Here is an 18,458-nt window from a genome sequence, read left to right as displayed (position 1 = left end):
TTTAAATTTTGGCCCAAATCTGGAGTTAAAATGAAAACTTCAGGGCACTAGGGGGAATTGCATTGGATAACAAGTTTGATCGGGTAGCATCGGTACTCTTTCTCGCGGTCGGCCTCGCTTTTGCGGTCGGCAGCAAACAGCTGTCCGCGACGGCCTACGGAAGCAGTGTAGGCCCCGATATATTTCCTTTCTCTTTGGGAGTATTACTTATCATTTTAAGCATACGGCTCTTTTATGAGGCTTATAAAAGGAAAAACAGCGAGAAAAATCAGGAGAAAATCCACTATAAACCATTCCTTATCATTTTCGCAGCGACGATTATTTACGCTCTGTCACTGGAGACAGTCGGATATGTCATTACGACATTTGTGTTTCTCTTTGTTTGCTTCCAAGTAATGGAGCGTTCCAAATGGGTAGTTTCCTTATTCATATCAGCGGTATTTTCAGGTGCGGTTTATTTTCTGTTTGTAGAAGTACTTAAAGGAACGCTTCCTGGCTGGCCAGTATGGTTTTAGGTAAAGGAAGGAGAAGGTAACGTGGACGTTATACATTATTTATTAGAGGGATTTGGTACAGCATTTATTTGGTACAATTTGATTTTTGCATTTGTCGGGGTCTTGATTGGGACCGCCGTCGGAGTTTTGCCTGGCATCGGACCAATGAGCGGAGTCGCGCTTCTGATTCCAGTCACAGCCTCAATTACCGGGAATTTGCCTCCCGAGCAGGCTGCGACAAGTGCAATCATCCTTTTAGCAGGGGTTTATTATGGGGCGATGTACGGGGGATCGACGACGTCGATTTTGATAAATACTCCGGGTGAATCTTCATCGGTTGTTACAACGCTTGATGGCTACCAGATGGCGAAAAATGGGAGGGCCGGAAGCGCTTTGTCCATTGCGGCGATCGGCTCGTTTGTCGCGGGGATTTTTACGCTGATCGCGCTTGTTTTATTGGCAACCCCACTGTCGAATATTGCCCTAAAGTTCGGGCCTGCAGAGTACTTTTCTCTGATGCTCCTTGGCCTTGGCGCTGTCAGCGGCCTTGCTGGAAAATCGGTGACAAAAGCGTTGATTATGACCGTTATGGGGCTGCTGATAGGAACGATCGGGATTGACAACGTCTCTGGAATTGCCCGTTTTACCTTCAACCAGCCGTGGCTTTATCAGGGAATTGAGTTCCTGACGATGGCTGTCGGACTTTTCGCTGTTGGTGAAGTGTTCAAAACAATTTTGGAAAAGGATTCGGAAGATACCCAAGCCGCCGCCATCAAAAATCTGTATCCGACGAAAGCCGAACTGAAGCAATCAGCTGGGCCGATTGCAAGGGGCTCGCTGCTTGGCTTTTTTATAGGGATACTTCCGGGGGCGGGGGCGACCATTGCATCTTTTTTTTCCTATCTTTTTGAAAAAAAGATTTCGAAGAACCCTGAAAAATTTGGAAAAGGCGCGATTGAGGGGGTTGCTGCTCCCGAATCGGCGAACAACGCAGCATCAGGTGGCGCGATGATTCCTCTTTTGACACTCGGAATTCCGGGCTCAGGGACGACAGCCATCCTGATGGGGGCGTTTATGATGTACAATGTCCAGCCCGGGCCGCTACTATTTGAGAATCATCCGCAGGTTGCCTGGGGGCTGATCGCGAGCATGTTTGTCGGCAACGTGATGCTTCTGGTGCTGAACCTCCCGCTTGTTAGAGTATTTGCGAAAATTATCCAGACACCAAAGAAGTACCTGATACCGATCATTATCGCCATTTCCATCTTTGGCGTTTACGCTGTCCAAGTATCGGTCAATGATTTGCTGCTTCTAATATTCTGCGGGCTTGCGGGATACTTTCTTGGTAAAAATGATTACCCAATCGCGCCGCTTGTACTTGCGCTCGTACTGGGGCCAATGCTCGAAAATAATTTACGGAGGGCATTAACCATTTCAAACGGCGATTTTTCTCCGTTTTTCACAAGGCCACTCTCGCTTGTTTTCATTTTGATGACCATCTTATGGCTGGTCGTTCCAGTATTGATGAAGCTCAAAGGAAAAACGGTTATTGTAAGCGAAGAAGCATGACCTCCCAAAACTCCTTTCGGGGAGTTTTTTTGTTTTTTAAAAAAGTATTTTATTGGCAGAATATTTGCGATTCATTATGATAAGAAGAGGGGGTATGTTATGCGCTTACATACAAAGTTGATGGTTGGTATAAGTTTGGTCATCCTGCTTATTGGCGGGATATTTGAATATACGTTTAAAACGATTATGGAAGATAATTTAAAACATGAAAAAGGGATTAAAGCCCTTTCAGTAGCCGAATCCATAGCAAATATGCCAGATATCCATAGAGCTTTCCTTGCTAAAAACCCCTCAGCTATCCTCCAGCCTATAGCGGAGACCATCAGGCAAGAGGTTGAAGCGGAATTTATCGTCATTGGAAATAAGCAGGAAATTCGCTACTCCCATCCGAATCCTTTGAGAATCGGCCAAAAAATGGTCGGAGGAGACAATACCCGGGTCTTTAAAGGAGAATCAGTTATTTCTGAATCCACTGGAACCCTTGGCCCGTCGCTACGTGGGAAAGCACCAATTTTTCACGATGGAAATGTCATTGGCGTCGTATCAGTCGGATACCTTCAGACTGATATAGAAAGGGAAGTCTCAAAGGTCCAAAAGAAAATATTCCTTGCCACTCTTATGATTTTGTTAGGAGGCATCGCAGCAGCTCTTTTAATTTCTTTAAATATCAAACGAGCCATTTTCGGGCTGGAGCCAAAAGAAATTGCCTGGATGTACCAGGAAAAGCACGCGATCCTCGAATCAATTTATGAAGGAATCATTGCAATCGATACAGAAGGGAAAATAACGGTCGTGAATGAAACAGCCCATAAAATCCTGAACGTCTCCAATCATGTCTTGCTAAGGGGTAAAAGGATCGAAGAAGTTATCGTGAATTCCCAACTCCTTCATGTCGTAAAAAGCGGAAAAGCAGAATATGACCGGGAACTGACCATTAACAGCAATTCATTTTTTGTAAACCGTGTTCCTATCATAAACAATAAAAATGAGGTAATAGGCGCTGTTGCGAGTTTAAGAAATAAATCCGAGATAGCCAAACTCCTCCAGGAACTGACGCATATCAAGTCTTATGCGGAAGGTCTTAGGGCACAGACACATGAATATTCAAATCGCCTTTATACCCTATTGGGCCTTATTCAACTAGGATCCTATAAAGAGGCGATTGAATTCATTTCCAAAGAGGTGGACCATGCCCAGGGGTTTATCCAATTTTTGATGAGGGAAATACCCGACTCGGTTATAGCCGGTTTCATTCTAGGTAAGACAAGCTTGGCAAGCGAATTGAAAATAAATTTCAATGTGGACCAGTCCAGTTCTTTTAAGGATGTGCCAGCGGAAATTAGCAGGGACAAATTGATTACGATTATTGGGAACCTCATTAATAACGCATTTGAAGCGGTTAAGGAAAACCATGAAAAGGAGAGGGATGTTACCTTATTTTTAACCGACCTGGGAAAGGACTTGATTATTGAAGTAGAGGATACTGGAAAAGGAATCCGCAATGAAGACTGCTGCAAAATATTTGAAGAAGGATTTTCAACGAAACCTTCATCAAATAACCAGGGAATAGGCCTTAGCCTTGTAAAAAATGCTGTAGAAAGCCTCGGCGGAACCATAACCTTTTCATCCGTGGAAGGGGAAGGGACACTATTCACCGTTGCGTTGCCAAAAAGGGGGAAGTGGATTGGACAGCCATAATAAAATTGAAGTACTGATCGTTGAAGACGATTTAAGAGTGGCGGAAATCCAGAAGATGTTTATTGAACAAGTCGGAGGCTTTACGACGGTCGGGGTTGCAGCTAGCTATAATGAGGCCAAAAGCTATATTGAAATTATGCAGCCGGACCTTATCCTGTTGGACGTATACTTTCCGGATATGGACGGAATGGATCTTCTGCGGAAGCTTAAACAGCAAAAAAAGCAGATGGATGTAATTATGATTACCGCAACCAAAGAAATCAACAGGGTTCAGGAAGCCGTAGGCATAGGGGTCTTTGATTTTATTATCAAACCGGTCATTTTTGAAAGATTCAAGCAATCGCTCCTCCGATACCGAGATTATTATATTCAGCTCCATAACCTTGGCAAGTCCTCCGCCCATGTGACCCAATATCAAGTGGATTTGCTTCTAAGGAAAGAGACAGGCGTCCTTATTGTGGAAAAAGAGCAGCTTCCTAAAGGTATAGACCCACTGACGCTCGAAAAAGTCCTCGACGTCTTGAAAAAAGTGAATTCGGGGCTTACCGCGGAATCAATGGCTTTGGAAATTGGCGTAAGCAGGACAACAGGAAGACGGTATCTTGAATACCTCGTTTCCCAGGAAAAAGTGGATGCGGATCTCTCGTATGGTACTGTGGGCCGGCCTGAAAGAATCTATTTAATAAGGGCCAAATAGTTTGACAGTTTTGCCCGGCTTTAGAGGAAAAGCCGGGCAATATGAATTCATTCAGAGAAAGAAATTTTAAAGCCAGCCATCGTCTACAGAATGATTATCCGCAATAGTAAAGGCAGCTTCCGTGATGGCTTCGGCCAATGTGGCTCCTTTTACACAAATTCCATTAAAACAGGCTTCGTAATTTCCGGTGGTTTTATAGTGATATCCTGCAAGCTCCAGCCGCTTTGCGATGGCCAAAGCGTGGTCCAGGTTCTGTGCCGGCTGAAAATCAGAAACAGAAATGAATAACTTGTTTTCCGGGTCGTACCAGCGGTCCCATCTGTTCAGCTTCCAGCCCATAATTCTCCGTGCGATAATTTCAGTTTTATTCATTCAATTTGCTCCTTCTCTCTAATGCTACCATTTTATCATGTACCGTTAGCAACCTGTTTGATTTTTGGGAAATTTGTCCTCATTGGACTATGGAAAAACAAACTGCCTTTACCTCTTAAAAACACAAGATAATAGGGGATGAATGCACATTTATTTCGCGAACCGAAAGTTTCGGAGATGGAAATAATAAATTTCTATGCTATAATGGTCAATATATGAAACATTCAAAAGCTTGGAGATGGATATATAGATGGCAACATGGAAACGTAACTTGTGGGTGCTTTGGATTGGTGTATTCTTTACAGCCGCCAGTTTTTCAATGGTCATTCCGTTCTTGCCGCTATTCCTTCTGCAGCTAGGTGTGCACGAAAACACTGAGATGTGGTCGGGGTTGATTTTTGGCTCCGCATTTTTCGCTGGCGCCATCGCTTCGCCTTTTTGGGGAAGAGTGGCGGATAAATACGGCCGTAAACCAATGATTGTAAGGGCAGGTATTGCCCTTTTTGTCATTTATACGCTAATGGCTTTTGTTACTAACCCATATCAAATCCTGGCGCTAAGAATTCTACAGGGTTTATTGAGCGGCTTCATCCCGGGGGCGATTGCCCTTATTGGGACGAATACACCTACTAAACATGTCGGTTATGCCCTTTCCCTAATTTCATCAGGTGCAGCAGCGGGGCAGATAGTCGGTCCGCTGTTTGGCGGGATAGTCGCTCAAATGGTCGGGAACCGCTGGGCATTCGCAAGCGGCGGCATCATCGTTGGGCTTGCAACTTTGCTGATCATTTTTTGGGTACGGGAAGAAAACTTCAAGCCGAGCAAGGAAAAGGGCTCCGTTATCATGGACTTTAAAGCGGCCCTTAATAACCACTCTTTTCTGCTCGTCCTTATTTTAACACTCGTTGTCAGCTGTTCGGTTATGACAATTGAGCCAGTTCTTCCTTTGTATGTTGTAAAACTGAGCGGCTCTGCGGATAACGCATCACTCCTGGCAGGAATTATTTTTTCGCTTCCAGGAATTGCGAGCGTTTTGTTTGCTCCTCTATGGGGAAAATGGGCGGATAAAGTTGGATTTCAGCGTGTCCTGTTTATCGGGCTGCTTGGCGGGGGTCTTGGCATGCTGGCCCAGGTTCTTTTTGCCCAAATTTTGGGATTCTCAATTATCAGGTTCATTTTTGGGATCTTCTTCTGCGCAGTTTACCCGGCATTGAACGGCCTCGTTGTAAAAACCACTCCGGAAGATTTCCGGGGTAGGGCATTTAGCCTCAACCAAACTGCTAACCAGCTTGGCGGAATGGTCGGCCCGATGATTGGCGGGTTACTTGGAGGGTTTTTCCCTGTCCAGAGCGTTTTTATTGTAACGGGTATTCTTCTCCTGGTGGCCATGGCAACGGCACACTTTAATGCAGGAGAATTGAAGCCAGGCAAACTGAGAAGAACATTCGCGCACGGCAAATAGATAAGAGGAAAGATGCCTGCAGGCAAAGTCTTGAGAAATAAGGCTGCCCCTGCAGGCATTTTGTATTTTTTTTGATGTGTTACAAATTGGTATAATAGGGGTATTGCGGAAAAGGAATAGTCTTATTTATAATTAGGATAAGAAATATAAAGGAGCTCTTTATGGGGAAAAAAATAGAATTTTGGCTATGGGCCTTGCTGACAATCGGAGTCGAACTACTGCTATCCTATACCGCTTTCAAGCTTTTATTGGACAGGGGTTATGTGTATACATTCCGAATCCCAATCAGCACGCAATTTATGTCCTTTGACTATATTTTACTGTTTAGTTCCGCGGTCTTTTTAGCAGTTACACTAGGCGTTTTTCGGAAAGAAAGCCATGAAGCTGAATCTTTAATCCAGTATTTTTCTTCCTTCCTTAAACATCCGATACCTGTAGGATCGCTGCTTCTCTTTTTCGGAACATTTTTATTTTTATAGAAAGGGGGCGGCTTTCAGTTGAAGCCGCCTTTTTTCTATTATATAGACAAACCTGTCAGTTATTTTATACTGAAATTGACGTTGCTGGTGAAGACCGTTTCACGGGCTGCCTGAAGCTAAAACGGTCTTAATGATTTTCCTGTCCAAGGGCTAGAGATCAAACTGATACCTTCCTCTCAATTATCTTCCGTTTTTGCGACAATCACTTCGACTTTAAGGGCTCTTATGGCTTCTATTTTTTCCTCGTCAGTGTCTTCATCTGTTATAATCAAATCCATTTTTTGAACTGGATACATTCGTGAAAACATATCTGTTCCAAAATTTTGATGGCCCATCAGGCAAATTCGTTTTCTGGAGTTGTCATACACGACTTTGTGGAAAATCGAAACCTCTGGGGTTGCTGTACTTAAGCCGTTCACGGATAAGGCACCTGCGGTTGCAAAACATAGGTCGATAGTAAATTGGCGAGCAAAATCGGCTGCCAGGGCATCAGTTATGTTACCGGAGGATTTTACGTTTCCTCCAATCAGGTAAGTCTGCACATTTGTTACATTCCGCAGATAATATGCGGCTTCGACTGAATTCGTAACAATGGTGTACGGAAAATCGCGCGGCAGGTATTTCAGCATCACATAATGGGTAGAAGAGCCGCCTATAAATATAGTTTGGCTGGCATTGACATAGGTCGCAGCCAGTTTTGCAATCGCATTTTGGAAAGGTGTCCCTTCCCCGAAGCGGTCGGCTGGCGGCCTTGCCATCATACGGACATTTGTAATCGGTATGGCACCTCCATGCGTCCTCTTAAGCAGACCTTGCTCCTCCATGATCGATAAATCACGCCTAATGGAATCAATGGACATTTCGAACTTTTCGGCAAGGTCCTTTGCGAGGACCCGTCCGCTTTGTTCAAGCATATTAAGAATTTCCTGCCTTCTCTCTTCGGAAAACATTGCTATCACCCCTGTAGTAAAATATGGTACCATGTTCCATATTATTTCATGTTTATTCATGAATAGTCAATAATTATTTCCGTTTCGTTCCGTTATTTTAATTTAAACTATGATTTTCGTCTATTTAATGAATAAACGGGAATACAACCAAGGTCAACATTGAAAACAAGTTTAAGAAGAATCACCCTACAAACGTTCCAGGCCAACTGCTCGTTCCCTGAAGCAGCAGACGCGCATAAAGAATCAAAAGTGATATACTTATGGATGGATGGTTCTTTTGCCAAAAAGGGAAGACTGTATACTGCGGTTCTCCTGGCATCTTTTTTCAAATAGCCTGTAAAATGGGCTATGTTGATTAACTGCTGCATTCACTGGCCGGATATCAACATACTTGTTAAACAGCGCCTTTCAAAAAGAAAACTGATAAAGGAAGTATTCTATGCGCACAAAAATTCCGGTTTATGAACAAATTGCTATTGATATCGCGAATCGAATTTACAATGAGAAGTATAAGGTTGGCCAAAAGATTCACGGGCGTTCAACCTTGGCGAGTGAGTACAATGTATCGCCGGAAACCGTCCGCAAAGCAATCAAGATTCTCGAAGATGTCGAGATTGTTAAATCGGAAAAGGGAGCGGGAGTCGTCATTGCCTCACGCGAGCATGCTTTGTCGTACATTAATCGCTTTTCCAATCTTGAAACTGTGAAGGACATGGAAAAACAGCTAAGGAAGATTATGGAGGAACGAGGTAAGCTCGATCACCAGCTTTTTGAAACAATTGAGAAAATCGTTGATTACTCGGGCAAGCTGCGCTATACGAATCCACTTGTGCCGATTGAAGTGGAAATTGGCGAGGATTGTTCGCAAATAGGGAAAACAATATCCGATATGAAATTCTGGCAAAATACCGGCGGAACGATCGTCGGGCTAAAAAGACATGGCGACATCATCATCTCACCTGGCCCCTATGCAAGTATTGAAGGAGGAGACATCCTGCTCATCATCGGCAATGAACATACATTCGACAGGGTAGTCGATTTTTTACAAAAATAAAGAGACGGTTCCTCTGCATCCTCCGATATTCGAAGGATGCAAGGGAACCGTCCTTTGCTTTATTTGTTATTCTGTTTTTTGTCAATTAGTCCTTCTTCAATCAAGAAGTCATTCGCAACCTTTTGAGGGGATTGTTTCAGGCTGTCGACACGATAGTTCAGTTCCCGCATCTTTTCGTCAGTCAGTTTTCCGGCCAACAAGTCGAGCACTTCTTTAAGCTCTGGATGCTCTTTCAGTGTGTCTTCCCTAACAATTGGCACTGCATAATAAGGAGGGAAGAAATTTTTGTCGTCCTTCAGTACCTTCAGCTTAAACTCCTCAAGCAAGCCGTCTGTAGAAAACGCGTCGATTACATCACTTTCCTTGCTCTTCAGCGCTGTGTAACGAAGCCCTCCGTCCACTGCCCGCACGTCGCCGAAATCCATATCGTATGCTTTGGCAAGGCCTTTAAGCCCGTCCTCCCTGTTCGTAAACTCGATGGTTGCACCGACTGTCAATTCATTGCTGACATTGGCTAGGTCCGAAAAGGTTTCCAGTCCATACTTATCAGCAGTTTCCTGCTTTACCGCGAGCGTATACGTATTGTTGAAGCCAAGTGGTTTCAGTACTTCAATGTTGTATCTTTTCGCAAACTCATCCTTGACAATCGAATAGGCTTCATCGGGATCATTCGAGACTTCTTTTTTCAAAATGCTGACAAGCCCTGTCCCGGTATATTCGATGTACGTATCAATGTCTCCTTTCCTGAGTGCATTGAAAACGACCTGTGTTCCTCCAAGCTTCAGCTTTCGTTCAACCTCGAGGTCGGTTTTGTCCTCTATCAGGTCGGCTGTCATATTGGCCAGAATCACGGATTCCGTGAAGTTTTTAGAACCTATGGATATCTTTTCTTTCGCGCCAGCCATATTGAACGCATAGGTTATCCCGATTCCGATGACAACAATCCCAATCAGCGCTGGGATTGCGATCCTTCTTGCCAGTGCCTGCTTCTTATTTTTATTCTTGGCGGCTGTTTTCGTTGTATAGGAAAGTTTGGACTCAAGCCTTCCAACCACGAAATCAATCAGCAATGCCAGGATACACGCGGGAATCGCACCAGCCAGGATCATATTATTGTCGACCGTTGATACCCCCGAAAATACCAGGTAGCCAAGGCCTCCGGCACCTACGAAAGCGGCAATGGTCATTAGCCCGACCGCTGTAACAGCTGAAATCCGGACCCCTGCCATAATGACTGGAAAAGCTAGCGGCAACTGGATCTTCCGCATGATCTGGCTGTTTGTAAGCCCAATCCCCCGTGCAGCTTCAAGGATATCCCTGTCGATATTCGTCAGCCCGGTATAAGTATTTTTGACAATCGGGAGCAGGGAGTAAAGGACAACCATGACGATAGCCGGTGTACTGCCAATTCCAATAAAGGGGATGAGGAACCCGAGCAAAGCAAGGCTCGGCACCGCCTGGACGACATTCGCTGTTCCGATTACCGGTTTTGAAAAGCTTTTGTTTCGTGAAATCGTAATCCCGAGCGGCACTCCGACGGCAATTGCAATCAATACGGAAACAACGCTCAAATAAATATGCTGGCCAAGTAAATTCAAGATTTCGCCGGTATTATTAGCTACATAATCAAAAAATGATTTCATTAAAATGCCACCTCCAGGTCCATCAGTTGGCTGCTCAATGCAGAAAGGATACTACTTCGAGTAATCAGTCCCCTTAATTTCCCGGATTCATTCACTACAGGCAAATAGCCAATCTTGTGTTCATTCATCATTTTAAAAACAGTTATCAAATCCATGTCTTCCGATACTGAATGGACATTCATCTCCATCACATCGCCGATGAGCATTGCCCGGTTCGTTACTTTGATGCCTTTCAGGGTAATTAGCCCAATAAGCGTCGCATCCCTGTCTGTAACCATCAGGCTGTCCACTTTGTTTTCCTTCATAATTTCAATTGCCTGCAGCACATTCCGCTTTGGCGAAACCTTTACTGGGTTTGGAATCATAATATCCTCTGCCTTCAGCACTTCAGGGTTGTTCCAAACGCGTCTCTTTCCAAGGAAGTTTTCGACGAACTCCGAAGCAGGATTCTTTAGGATGTTCTCCGGAGTGTCGTATTGCAAAATAACGCCGTCTTTCAATAAGCAAATATGGTCCGCGATTTTATATGCCTCATCCATGTCATGGGTGACAAAAATAATTGTCTTATTTAATTCCTTCTGCATATTGAAAAGTTCTTCCTGGAGGGAACTTCTTGTTACGGGGTCTAAGGCGCTAAATGGTTCATCCATCAGGATAATATCGGAGTCAGTGGAAAAAGCTCGGGCTACGCCAACACGCTGTTGCTGACCGCCGCTTAGTTCATTTGGATAACGGTCAAGGTATTCATCTGGGTTCAGTCCGACAAGATTGAGAAGCCTCTCGGTTTTTTCCTCTATGGCAATTGGATCTTCACCCTTAAGCTTTGGGATAAGCTCAAGGTTTTCCCTGATTGTCATATGTGGAAAAAGGCCGGTACTTTGAATGACGTAGCCAATATTCCTCCGCAATTCAATCGGGTCTATTGTGGAAATATCCCTGCCCTTTATATATATTTTCCCTGACGTAGGCTCTATCAGGCGGTTGACCATTTTTAGCAGGGTTGTTTTACCACAGCCGCTCGGGCCAATAAATACAACCAGTTGGCCTTCCGTAATCTCTAAACTGAAGTCGTGGATAACTGCTTGGCGCTGATATTTTTTTACAATGTTTTCAAACTTAATCAAACAAATTCCCCCTTGGTATGCCGGTTTTCGAAAGTAACAACTTTATATTACCATATAAGTTGTTTGTTTAGAAATTCCAATGGCCAGTTTGCGAAAAAACGGGTGACAATGTTTACTTTTCGAAAAAATGTGAATAGGGAAGCATGAGGTTGAAAACTTGGATTCAATTTTCAAATATTAAAAGACTGCCTAATTTATTGTTGCTCTGTATTTAACTTGCTAGGTATCCATTTTAATATATATTTTCCAATTTATTGATAGAAGAAACCTATTAAGGATAAAAACTCTCAAATAAAATCGAAGCCTGGAGAGCTTTGTCGAATTAGTTTCACCAAATGGTAGTCTTCTCCGCTATTTTTTGATAATAATAGATGATAAGAGAATACAAGATTTGGAGAAAAGGTATGAAGAAAAAACGAAAAGTGGCGAAAAGCAGTAAAGAAAAGAAGCGAACCCTTCATATCATTATGATTTTGGCAGGGGTCCTTTGGCTCGTTGCCATTTTGAACGGTGAATTCCCTATTAACAAACATCCCGGACTTGTGTATAAAAACATTCCATCGGAAAATGTTAAAAAATACACTCCTTTGATTCACAGGGAACTTGAAAAGGTACAACTAGAGGAGTTTACTCCGCTTCTCGCTGCTGTGATGCAGCAGGAAAGCAAGGGGAAAGGCGGCGACCCGATGCAGTCGTCTGAATCTGCGGGATTGGCCCGGAATGCCATTCAGAATCCTGAGCAAAGCATTAAACAGGGAGTAAAGCATTTCCAGCGGGCTTTCCTATATGGAGAAAAGAAAAATGTTGATCTTCCTACTGTCATCCAGGCATATAATATGGGCCTTGGCTATATTGACTTTATCTCTCAAAATGGAGGAAAACACCAAGAGGATTTCGCTAAGGAATATTCGTATATCCAGGTCAAAAAAAATCCGCAGCTTTACAATTGCGGCGGTGATAAAAACAACTTTCGGTATCCCTATTGCTATGGAGATTTTACCTATAGCACAAAGGTGATGAGCAATCTTCACGCTACGGGCAGCCCCTTGGCTGGAAACCGGCATTGACCAAACAGAGGCGCCCCGTAGTAGGATGTGCCTTTCTTAGTATTTTAGGAAACTAAAAATAGAACATTGTGAATAACTCGAAATAAGTTGTTGTAATCCAGCTCCAGCGCCTAGCCCCTCGAGGTCTTAAGCCGGTTCCCTCCGGAGGGCAGGCCCGTCCTCGGAAATGCTTGCATTTCCTTCGTGCGTGGGCGAATTCGGGGATGACATTCAATGTCCTGCGGGCCCCGTCTTAATCTGGTCGGGGCTGACCAAGGCGCTTGCGCATTTTGATCTTTTAAAATGGGAAAAGAGATTATTGGATAAAAAATGAATTTACTGGAAGAATAAAGGCAGGGTGATTCCCAACTGGAATTGCCCGGCCTTTTTTCAATTCAGCCTGAATCAACAAGGAAAAACCTATGTGATGGGAGACTAAAATGGAAGAGATACTAGTCCCGATTGGAAGAACTTTGACCAGTTTCATTCTTTTGGTTTCGGTTACCCTATTTATTGGCAAGCACATCAATTCACATAAGACCCACTTTAGCTTTGCTTTATCTGTTTCGATCGGCTCCTTTATCGCTAACATGGGCTTTCATACGAACCTGAAATTTATGGATATATTTATCGCGTTTATTGCATTATTGCTCTTATACTATCTTTGCCTCCTCTTGTCGTGGCGAAGCAGGTGGGTAAGGAAGTGGCTATCCGGAAGGCCGACCGTATTAATTGAGAATGGGATAATTCTGGATACAAATATGAAAAAAGTAAAAATGTCAATTGATGACCTCAATCAGCTATTGAGAGAAAAGGACATCTTTAATATAGGTGAAGTGGAATACGCTTTATTGGAAGTCAGCGGTGGTTTATCGATAATTAAAAAAATGCCATTCCAATCTGTAACGAAACAGGAATATGGCATACCTTATTCCTATCAATCTTTGCCCATCGAATTGATTATGGATGGAAAAATCATCACAAAAAATACCAATGGCATTTACAGCCAACCTTGGATTGAGGGAGAATGCAGAAAAAGAAACTTGAACGTAAAAGAAATTTATTATGCTGTCATCAACACAAGAGGCACTCTTTTTATCGATAAGTATGAAGATAAGCTTTCTTCCCCAACCGATTTGGAATAAAAAAACCTCATTCGATAAGCCTTCCTATTTTGATGGAAGGCTTTTTTCTGTTGACAAAAGGAACAGGAAATATTTATACTAAGGTTAAGTAGTACATTAGTACACTAATGTACTATCCTTTTTGGAGGTGAATCCCATAATAAACGTTAATAGCATGAAGCCGATTTATATACAGATAGCGGAATGGATTGAGTCCGAAATCATTAGCGGCCATTTGCAGGAGGATGAAAAAGTTTATTCGCAGTACCAGCTTGCTGAAATGTATACGATCAATCCTGCGACGGCTGCAAAAGGGCTGAATCTGCTGGCCGATGAAAATATTTTGTATAAAAAGCGGGGGTTGGGAATGTTTGTAGCGTCAGGTGCCAGAGAGGCTATTATAAAAAAACGCAAAAACGAAACGTTAAAGGGTTTGGTCTGGGATTTGGTTTTGGAGGCAAGCCGTTTGAATATTGGGAAGGAAGAATTAATTAAAATGATTGAGGATGCGGAAATCGGGGAGGGTAAGCAATGAAGGCAGTAGAATTCAACGATGTAACGAAAGCTTTTTTTGGAAAAAAGGCTCTGAATCAGCTTAGTTTTTCGATTAAGGAGAATACCATCACCGGTTTAGTTGGGCGAAATGGCGTTGGGAAGACAACCATGATGAAAATAATGGCGGGATTTTTAAGGCCTTCTTCCGGAAATGTCAAAATATTCTCTGAAACTCCTTTTGAAAATCTGGATGTTTCGATGAACTCAATCTTAGTTGATGATGGAATGTTTTTTCCAACAGCACTGCCGTTGGGAGACATTTTGCGGGAAGCGGGCCGGTTTTACCCGAATTGGAATCAAAAGCTGGCGATACGGCTGCTTGATTATTTTTCCCTCGATCCTCGGGATTACCATAGCCGACTGTCAAAAGGAAAGACTAGTATTTTCAATGCGATTGTCGGCCTGGCAGCCCGCTGTCCGCTGACAATGTTTGATGAACCAACTACAGGGATGGATCAGGCGGCCAGAAAGGATTTTTACCGGGCGCTCTTGAAGGAGTATATTGACTTTCCAAGGACTATTATTCTATCAAGCCACCATCTCGAAGAAATTGAGGATTTGCTTGAGGATATTCTTCTTATCCAGAACGGCCGTACCTTTCTCCATTTGCCAATGTCAGAGTTCAGCACCTTGGCGATTGCAGTGAAGGGAAGTGAGGAAGCGATCAATAATGTCCTTACCGAAAAAGAGATTATTCATAAGAAAACAATGGGAAGTAACACTGTCCAGGCGGTAGTCAGGAACGAACTCACAGATATAGAGGTGAGTGAGCTGCGCCAGTTGGGGGCGGATATCTTTCCAGTAAGTCCAAGCGACCTTTTTGTTTACCTTACGAATGGGGAGAAAGGGGGAATTGATGTTGTCTTTAACGAAAACGAATTTAGCTGAAATTGTTAAAAAGCAATATTTTCATAAACTTAGGGCGAATATTGATGCATTTAGCGCACTTGTCGGCATTCAAGTGCTGGCAATCTTGTTCTCACTAGGCGGGGTCGGCTCAAGCGGGATGAGCGGGAGTGGGCTTGAGGTTAATTCAAAGTATTATTCTTCCGATGTTGTGCTTATTTTTACAATGATATGGGCCTTTGTTTCAGCGATAACCATTAATACAAGGCAAAACAGGCTGCAGGACTTTACGTTTGTTACGAACCGGGTAAGCAGCAGCGTATCAAATCTTCTTTTCCTGGCTACTGCAGGCTTCCTCGGGAGCATTACTGCGATTTTGGCGGGAAATCTGTTTCAGGTTATTTTTTTCTTCATAAAAAACCAACCCATTTATTCCGTCCGGAGCGGATTGGCTGAAGCAATGACTGGGATTGGGATTACTTTTCTTTATGTCCTTCTAGTCAGTTCGATTGGCTACTTCATCAGTTCTGTGACCAGTATAAGCAAAATTTTTGTCTTTATTATTCCTGTGTTAATCTTTGGCATAATGGCAGCAGGGGAAATTATACTACCGGCTGGGTTTTTAAATGATGTAATCAAGTTCTATGCGGGAGAAAAAAGCGTTGTGCTGTTTGCCCTTAAGGCCCTCAGTACGGCTGGTTTATTTTACACAGCCGGCATTGCGGTTCTTCAGCGGATGGAGGTGAGGAGGTAATGGCGATTATTCCCATTTTGCTACTCTTTGTGATGGTTGTAGCCGTATCCCATCTAATCGCCAGATCGGGTAAAATAAGGCTCGGCACTCCGAAGGTAACTCACTGGCTGCTGCTCGGTTACATTGGAATTTTACTGATTGCAACAATCATTTCTCCGTTTCTTAAAGTGGAAAGAGTCCAAGGTGAACGGATGCCGAGTGGGACAGTTGACCGGTCATGGGAAAATTACATGCAGAATTTATACTCCGGGAGGCTGGATCAAATTGATGATTATCTGGCTAAAAAGGAAACGATTAAGGATTTTCCATTCGACACTCTCGAAATAGTTTTTAGGGGCGATTTCGGCCCTGAGATTTTGATTGAGAGGGATAGCAGACTGAAAAATGAGATCGAAATTTATTCGTATCGAGAACAACTTTTCATTGGGGGCCTGGACTTTAGCAGCAAAATAAAGGCCTTGCCTTACAAATTCAACGGTAATCAACTTGAAATCCCGCACACTGAAATACGAGTGGATGTGCGCATCTTTACCAATAGTTTCCCTGTGAGGCAGTTTACTGGAGAAAAATCGAACGTCTATACCACCCGGGGAGGAGGATCCACTCTTTATCTCAAAGTTCCTGAAAACTTAAAACTTCAAACACAGGGCCAAATCGGGATCAAGGAAGTGGGGGAATGAGGAGTAAACAGGTAGGATTAGTATGGAGTTTAAATTTTAACTGCAAATCTTGAAAATGCCTTCTTTTTGAATAGATTGTTGGGGGTTGCCCCCTTTCTGCCTCCCGCCTCTATGGCTGGAGGCTTTTTTTGGGAAAAGGGGAGGGAGGTCTTGATTTAATAGTAGAAGAGTCACATTAGAGGGAAGATTAGGAATTTAATCATTATTTTAAAAAAACTTTCTTTTTGGGATATATTATTAGAATTCATTGTTTTATCAGCATTTTTGGAAGATTTCAAGCGGGTTGCCAAAAATAGCTTTTGACAAAATTATATCCAAGAAAGTATCATGAAATAATATAGAGGAGGGTAAAACCATGTCAAATTACAATAGGCAGAAAATTGTGGATAGTGTCCCCCAAACAGGTTTCTTTGGCCATCCCAAGGGACTGTTCACTCTTTTCTTCACTGAATTCTGGGAACGTTTTTCATATTACGGAATGAGGGCAATCCTTGTTTTCTATATGTATTATGAAGTTTCAAAAGGCGGGCTTGGGCTTGATCAGACTCTCGCGCTCTCGATTATGTCGATCTACGGTTCACTCGTTTATATGTCCGGTATTATCGGCGGCTGGTTAGCGGACCGGATATTCGGAACATCTAAAGCCGTTTTTTATGGCGGTATTTTAATCATGCTTGGCCACATCGCACTTGCGATCCCGGGAAATGTTGCATTGTTCTTCATTTCCATGGTGCTGATTGTTCTTGGTACCGGGCTGCTTAAGCCAAACGTTTCATCTATGGTTGGTGAGATTTACAGCGAAGAAGATGCCCGCCGTGACTCTGGCTTCAGTATCTTCTATATGGGTATCAACCTTGGTGGTTTCCTTGCACCGCTGATTGTTGGTGCCGTTATGAAAACAAGCTTTCATCTTGGATTTGGTATTGCAGCAGTTGGTATGTTCTTCGGTCTGGTTCAATTTGTTACAACGAAGAAGAAGAATCTTGGACTTGCCGGAACTTATGTACCAAACCCGCTTACAGGTGATGAAAAGAAAAAAGCCTACACCATTATTGGTATAGTTGTCGTTGCTCTAGCAGTGCTTATTGCAATCGCCATTCCAACAGGCTTGTTGACTTTTAAAAGCTTTATTAATCTCGTTGGGGTACTGGGAATATTAATTCCGACCCTGTATTTCATCGTAATGTACCGCAGTCCGAAAACAAATGATGTTGAGCGTTCGCGCCTAATCGCCTACATTCCACTGTTTATCGCCTCAGTGATGTTCTGGGCGATCCAGGAGCAAGGCTCAACCATCCTTGCCAGCTATGCGGACAATCGGACCCAGTTGAATATTGCCGGCATGGAAATATCTCCGGCATTTTTCCAATCACTGAACCCGCTGTTCATCATCGTATTGGCGCCAGTGTTTGCCTGGATGTGGGTTAAATTGGGCAAGCGCCAGCCGAGCATTCCGCAAAAATTCTCGCTGGCATTGCTGTTTGCAGGCTTGTCCTTCCTGGTCATCTTGTTGCCTGCATATTTCGGCGGAACCGATTCGTTGGTTAACCCGTTATGGCTTGTCCTGAGCTATTTGATTGTTGTACTTGGCGAATTATGCCTGTCGCCTGTTGGGCTTTCTGCGACAACAAAGCTTGCGCCTGCAGCGTTTTCTGCACAGACAATGAGCCTTTGGTTCCTTTCAAGCGCGGCTGCCCAGGCAATCAATGCACAGATCGTCCAATTTTATTCCCCAGAAAACGAAATGGCCTACTTCGGCATTATCGGTGGCGCGTCCATCGTCCTAAGTGTCGTGCTCTTCATGTTGGCCCCAAGAATACAAGTATTTATGAAGGGAATCCGTTAACAAATCCTTCCAAACACCTGCTCCTTAATCATTGGGGCAGGTGTTTTTCTTTTTGGCAAGAAAGT

The 18,458-nt window shown here is 43.4% G+C and carries 18 protein-coding genes; 14 read left to right on the top strand and 4 right to left on the bottom strand.

Features of this window, described 5'->3' with window-relative positions:
• The first annotated feature begins 62 nt into the window (after positions 1 to 62).
• The 4 genes from AR337_RS20080 to AR337_RS20065 all read left to right on the top strand — a co-directional run bounded on the left by AR337_RS20080 (position 63) and on the right by AR337_RS20065 (position 4,458).
• On the top strand, positions 63 to 515 hold the full coding sequence (locus tag AR337_RS20080) for a tripartite tricarboxylate transporter TctB family protein (RefSeq protein ID WP_059173825.1): 453 nt from the start codon (positions 63 to 65) through the stop codon (positions 513 to 515).
• Between the two features lie 21 nt (positions 516 to 536).
• Complete coding sequence (locus AR337_RS20075; RefSeq protein ID WP_059173824.1) at positions 537 to 2,063, top strand: tripartite tricarboxylate transporter permease; 1,527 nt, start codon at positions 537 to 539, stop codon at positions 2,061 to 2,063.
• A 99-nt stretch (positions 2,064 to 2,162) separates the two neighbouring features.
• The gene (locus tag AR337_RS20070; protein ID WP_082687094.1) at positions 2,163 to 3,761 is read left to right on the top strand and encodes a sensor histidine kinase; all 1,599 of its coding nucleotides are present in this window, start codon (positions 2,163 to 2,165) and stop codon (positions 3,759 to 3,761) included.
• Positions 3,748 to 4,458: a response regulator gene (locus AR337_RS20065; RefSeq protein WP_082687093.1), complete on the top strand. Its 711-nt coding sequence runs from the start codon at positions 3,748 to 3,750 to the stop codon at positions 4,456 to 4,458. Before AR337_RS20070 ends, AR337_RS20065 begins: the two co-directional genes overlap by 14 nt.
• A 66-nt stretch (positions 4,459 to 4,524) precedes the next feature.
• On the opposite strand, the gene AR337_RS20060 is transcribed toward AR337_RS20065, so the two are convergent.
• On the bottom strand, positions 4,525 to 4,830 hold the full coding sequence (locus tag AR337_RS20060) for a hypothetical protein (protein WP_059173823.1): 306 nt from the start codon (positions 4,828 to 4,830) through the stop codon (positions 4,525 to 4,527).
• Between the two features lie 250 nt (positions 4,831 to 5,080).
• Between AR337_RS20060 and AR337_RS20055 the strand changes: the two genes are divergently transcribed.
• Positions 5,081 to 6,292, top strand: a complete 1,212-nt coding sequence (locus AR337_RS20055) for an MFS transporter (protein ID WP_059173822.1) — start codon at positions 5,081 to 5,083, stop codon at positions 6,290 to 6,292.
• Between the two features lie 161 nt (positions 6,293 to 6,453).
• Positions 6,454 to 6,771, top strand: a complete 318-nt coding sequence (locus AR337_RS20050; protein WP_059173821.1) for a hypothetical protein — start codon at positions 6,454 to 6,456, stop codon at positions 6,769 to 6,771.
• A gap of 176 nt (positions 6,772 to 6,947) precedes the next feature.
• Here the strand turns inward: AR337_RS20050 and AR337_RS20045 are convergent, their stop codons facing one another.
• Positions 6,948 to 7,721: a DeoR/GlpR family DNA-binding transcription regulator gene (locus tag AR337_RS20045; RefSeq protein ID WP_059173820.1), complete on the bottom strand. Its 774-nt coding sequence runs from the start codon at positions 7,719 to 7,721 to the stop codon at positions 6,948 to 6,950.
• Between the two features lie 439 nt (positions 7,722 to 8,160).
• On the opposite strand from AR337_RS20045, the gene AR337_RS20040 reads away from it, so the two are divergent.
• Positions 8,161 to 8,775, top strand: a complete 615-nt coding sequence (locus tag AR337_RS20040; RefSeq protein WP_059173819.1) for a TrkA C-terminal domain-containing protein — start codon at positions 8,161 to 8,163, stop codon at positions 8,773 to 8,775.
• A gap of 59 nt (positions 8,776 to 8,834) precedes the next feature.
• Here AR337_RS20040 and AR337_RS20035 read toward each other — a convergent pair whose 3' ends face one another.
• Positions 8,835 to 10,418 (bottom strand): glycine betaine ABC transporter substrate-binding protein, encoded by a 1,584-nt coding sequence (locus tag AR337_RS20035; RefSeq protein WP_059173818.1) that lies wholly within the window; start codon positions 10,416 to 10,418, stop codon positions 8,835 to 8,837.
• Positions 10,418 to 11,542: an ABC transporter ATP-binding protein gene (locus tag AR337_RS20030; RefSeq protein ID WP_059173817.1), complete on the bottom strand. Its 1,125-nt coding sequence runs from the start codon at positions 11,540 to 11,542 to the stop codon at positions 10,418 to 10,420. The genes AR337_RS20035 and AR337_RS20030 overlap by 1 nt, the downstream gene beginning before the upstream one ends.
• 404 nt (positions 11,543 to 11,946) lie before the next feature.
• Here AR337_RS20030 and AR337_RS20025 point away from each other — a divergent pair, with 404 nt between their 5' ends.
• From AR337_RS20025 to AR337_RS19995, 7 genes are all read left to right on the top strand, one after another.
• A complete protein-coding gene (locus AR337_RS20025; protein ID WP_059173816.1) occupies positions 11,947 to 12,609 on the top strand; it encodes a lysozyme family protein in 663 nt (220 codons plus the stop codon).
• Between the two features lie 419 nt (positions 12,610 to 13,028).
• Positions 13,029 to 13,733: a DUF421 domain-containing protein gene (locus AR337_RS20020; protein WP_059173815.1), complete on the top strand. Its 705-nt coding sequence runs from the start codon at positions 13,029 to 13,031 to the stop codon at positions 13,731 to 13,733.
• A 154-nt stretch (positions 13,734 to 13,887) separates the two neighbouring features.
• Positions 13,888 to 14,247 carry a GntR family transcriptional regulator gene (locus AR337_RS20015; RefSeq protein WP_059173814.1) on the top strand — a complete coding sequence of 120 codons (360 nt, stop codon included), beginning with the start codon at positions 13,888 to 13,890 and terminating at the stop codon, positions 14,245 to 14,247.
• Complete coding sequence (locus AR337_RS20010; protein ID WP_059173813.1) at positions 14,244 to 15,155, top strand: ATP-binding cassette domain-containing protein; 912 nt, start codon at positions 14,244 to 14,246, stop codon at positions 15,153 to 15,155. Before AR337_RS20015 ends, AR337_RS20010 begins: the two co-directional genes overlap by 4 nt.
• Complete coding sequence (locus AR337_RS20005) at positions 15,127 to 15,867, top strand: hypothetical protein (protein WP_156424481.1); 741 nt, start codon at positions 15,127 to 15,129, stop codon at positions 15,865 to 15,867. Before AR337_RS20010 ends, AR337_RS20005 begins: the two co-directional genes overlap by 29 nt.
• The gene (locus AR337_RS20000; RefSeq protein WP_059173811.1) at positions 15,867 to 16,547 is read left to right on the top strand and encodes a hypothetical protein; all 681 of its coding nucleotides are present in this window, start codon (positions 15,867 to 15,869) and stop codon (positions 16,545 to 16,547) included. The genes AR337_RS20005 and AR337_RS20000 overlap by 1 nt, the downstream gene beginning before the upstream one ends.
• Before the next feature lie 355 nt (positions 16,548 to 16,902).
• Positions 16,903 to 18,393 carry a peptide MFS transporter gene (locus tag AR337_RS19995; RefSeq protein ID WP_059173810.1) on the top strand — a complete coding sequence of 497 codons (1,491 nt, stop codon included), beginning with the start codon at positions 16,903 to 16,905 and terminating at the stop codon, positions 18,391 to 18,393.
• The last annotated feature ends 65 nt before the right edge of the window (positions 18,394 to 18,458 follow it).

The organism is Bacillus sp. FJAT-27445, assembly GCF_001510665.1.
In the GTDB taxonomy this organism is placed as follows: Bacteria; Bacillota; Bacilli; order Bacillales; family Cytobacillaceae; genus Bacillus_D.
Note: the sequence above shows the minus strand (reverse complement) of the source record. Positions and strands in the feature narration are given on the sequence as shown.

Excerpts from the sequence above, each read along its gene's own strand:
- AR337_RS20070 (WP_082687094.1), top strand. The coding sequence starts at position 2,163 with ATGCGCTTACATACAAAGTTGATGGTTGGTATAAGTTTGGTCATCCTG.
- AR337_RS20060 (WP_059173823.1), bottom strand. The coding sequence starts at position 4,830 with ATGAATAAAACTGAAATTATCGCACGGAGAATTATGGGCTGGAAGCTG.
- AR337_RS20055 (WP_059173822.1), top strand. The coding sequence starts at position 5,081 with ATGGCAACATGGAAACGTAACTTGTGGGTGCTTTGGATTGGTGTATTC.
- AR337_RS20050 (WP_059173821.1), top strand. The coding sequence starts at position 6,454 with ATGGGGAAAAAAATAGAATTTTGGCTATGGGCCTTGCTGACAATCGGA.
- AR337_RS20045 (WP_059173820.1), bottom strand. The coding sequence starts at position 7,721 with ATGTTTTCCGAAGAGAGAAGGCAGGAAATTCTTAATATGCTTGAACAA.
- AR337_RS20040 (WP_059173819.1), top strand. The coding sequence starts at position 8,161 with ATGCGCACAAAAATTCCGGTTTATGAACAAATTGCTATTGATATCGCG.
- AR337_RS20035 (WP_059173818.1), bottom strand. The coding sequence starts at position 10,418 with ATGAAATCATTTTTTGATTATGTAGCTAATAATACCGGCGAAATCTTG.
- AR337_RS20025 (WP_059173816.1), top strand. The coding sequence starts at position 11,947 with ATGAAGAAAAAACGAAAAGTGGCGAAAAGCAGTAAAGAAAAGAAGCGA.
- AR337_RS20020 (WP_059173815.1), top strand. The coding sequence starts at position 13,029 with ATGGAAGAGATACTAGTCCCGATTGGAAGAACTTTGACCAGTTTCATT.
- AR337_RS20015 (WP_059173814.1), top strand. The coding sequence starts at position 13,888 with ATGAAGCCGATTTATATACAGATAGCGGAATGGATTGAGTCCGAAATC.
- AR337_RS20010 (WP_059173813.1), top strand. The coding sequence starts at position 14,244 with ATGAAGGCAGTAGAATTCAACGATGTAACGAAAGCTTTTTTTGGAAAA.
- AR337_RS20000 (WP_059173811.1), top strand. The coding sequence starts at position 15,867 with ATGGCGATTATTCCCATTTTGCTACTCTTTGTGATGGTTGTAGCCGTA.
- AR337_RS19995 (WP_059173810.1), top strand. The coding sequence starts at position 16,903 with ATGTCAAATTACAATAGGCAGAAAATTGTGGATAGTGTCCCCCAAACA.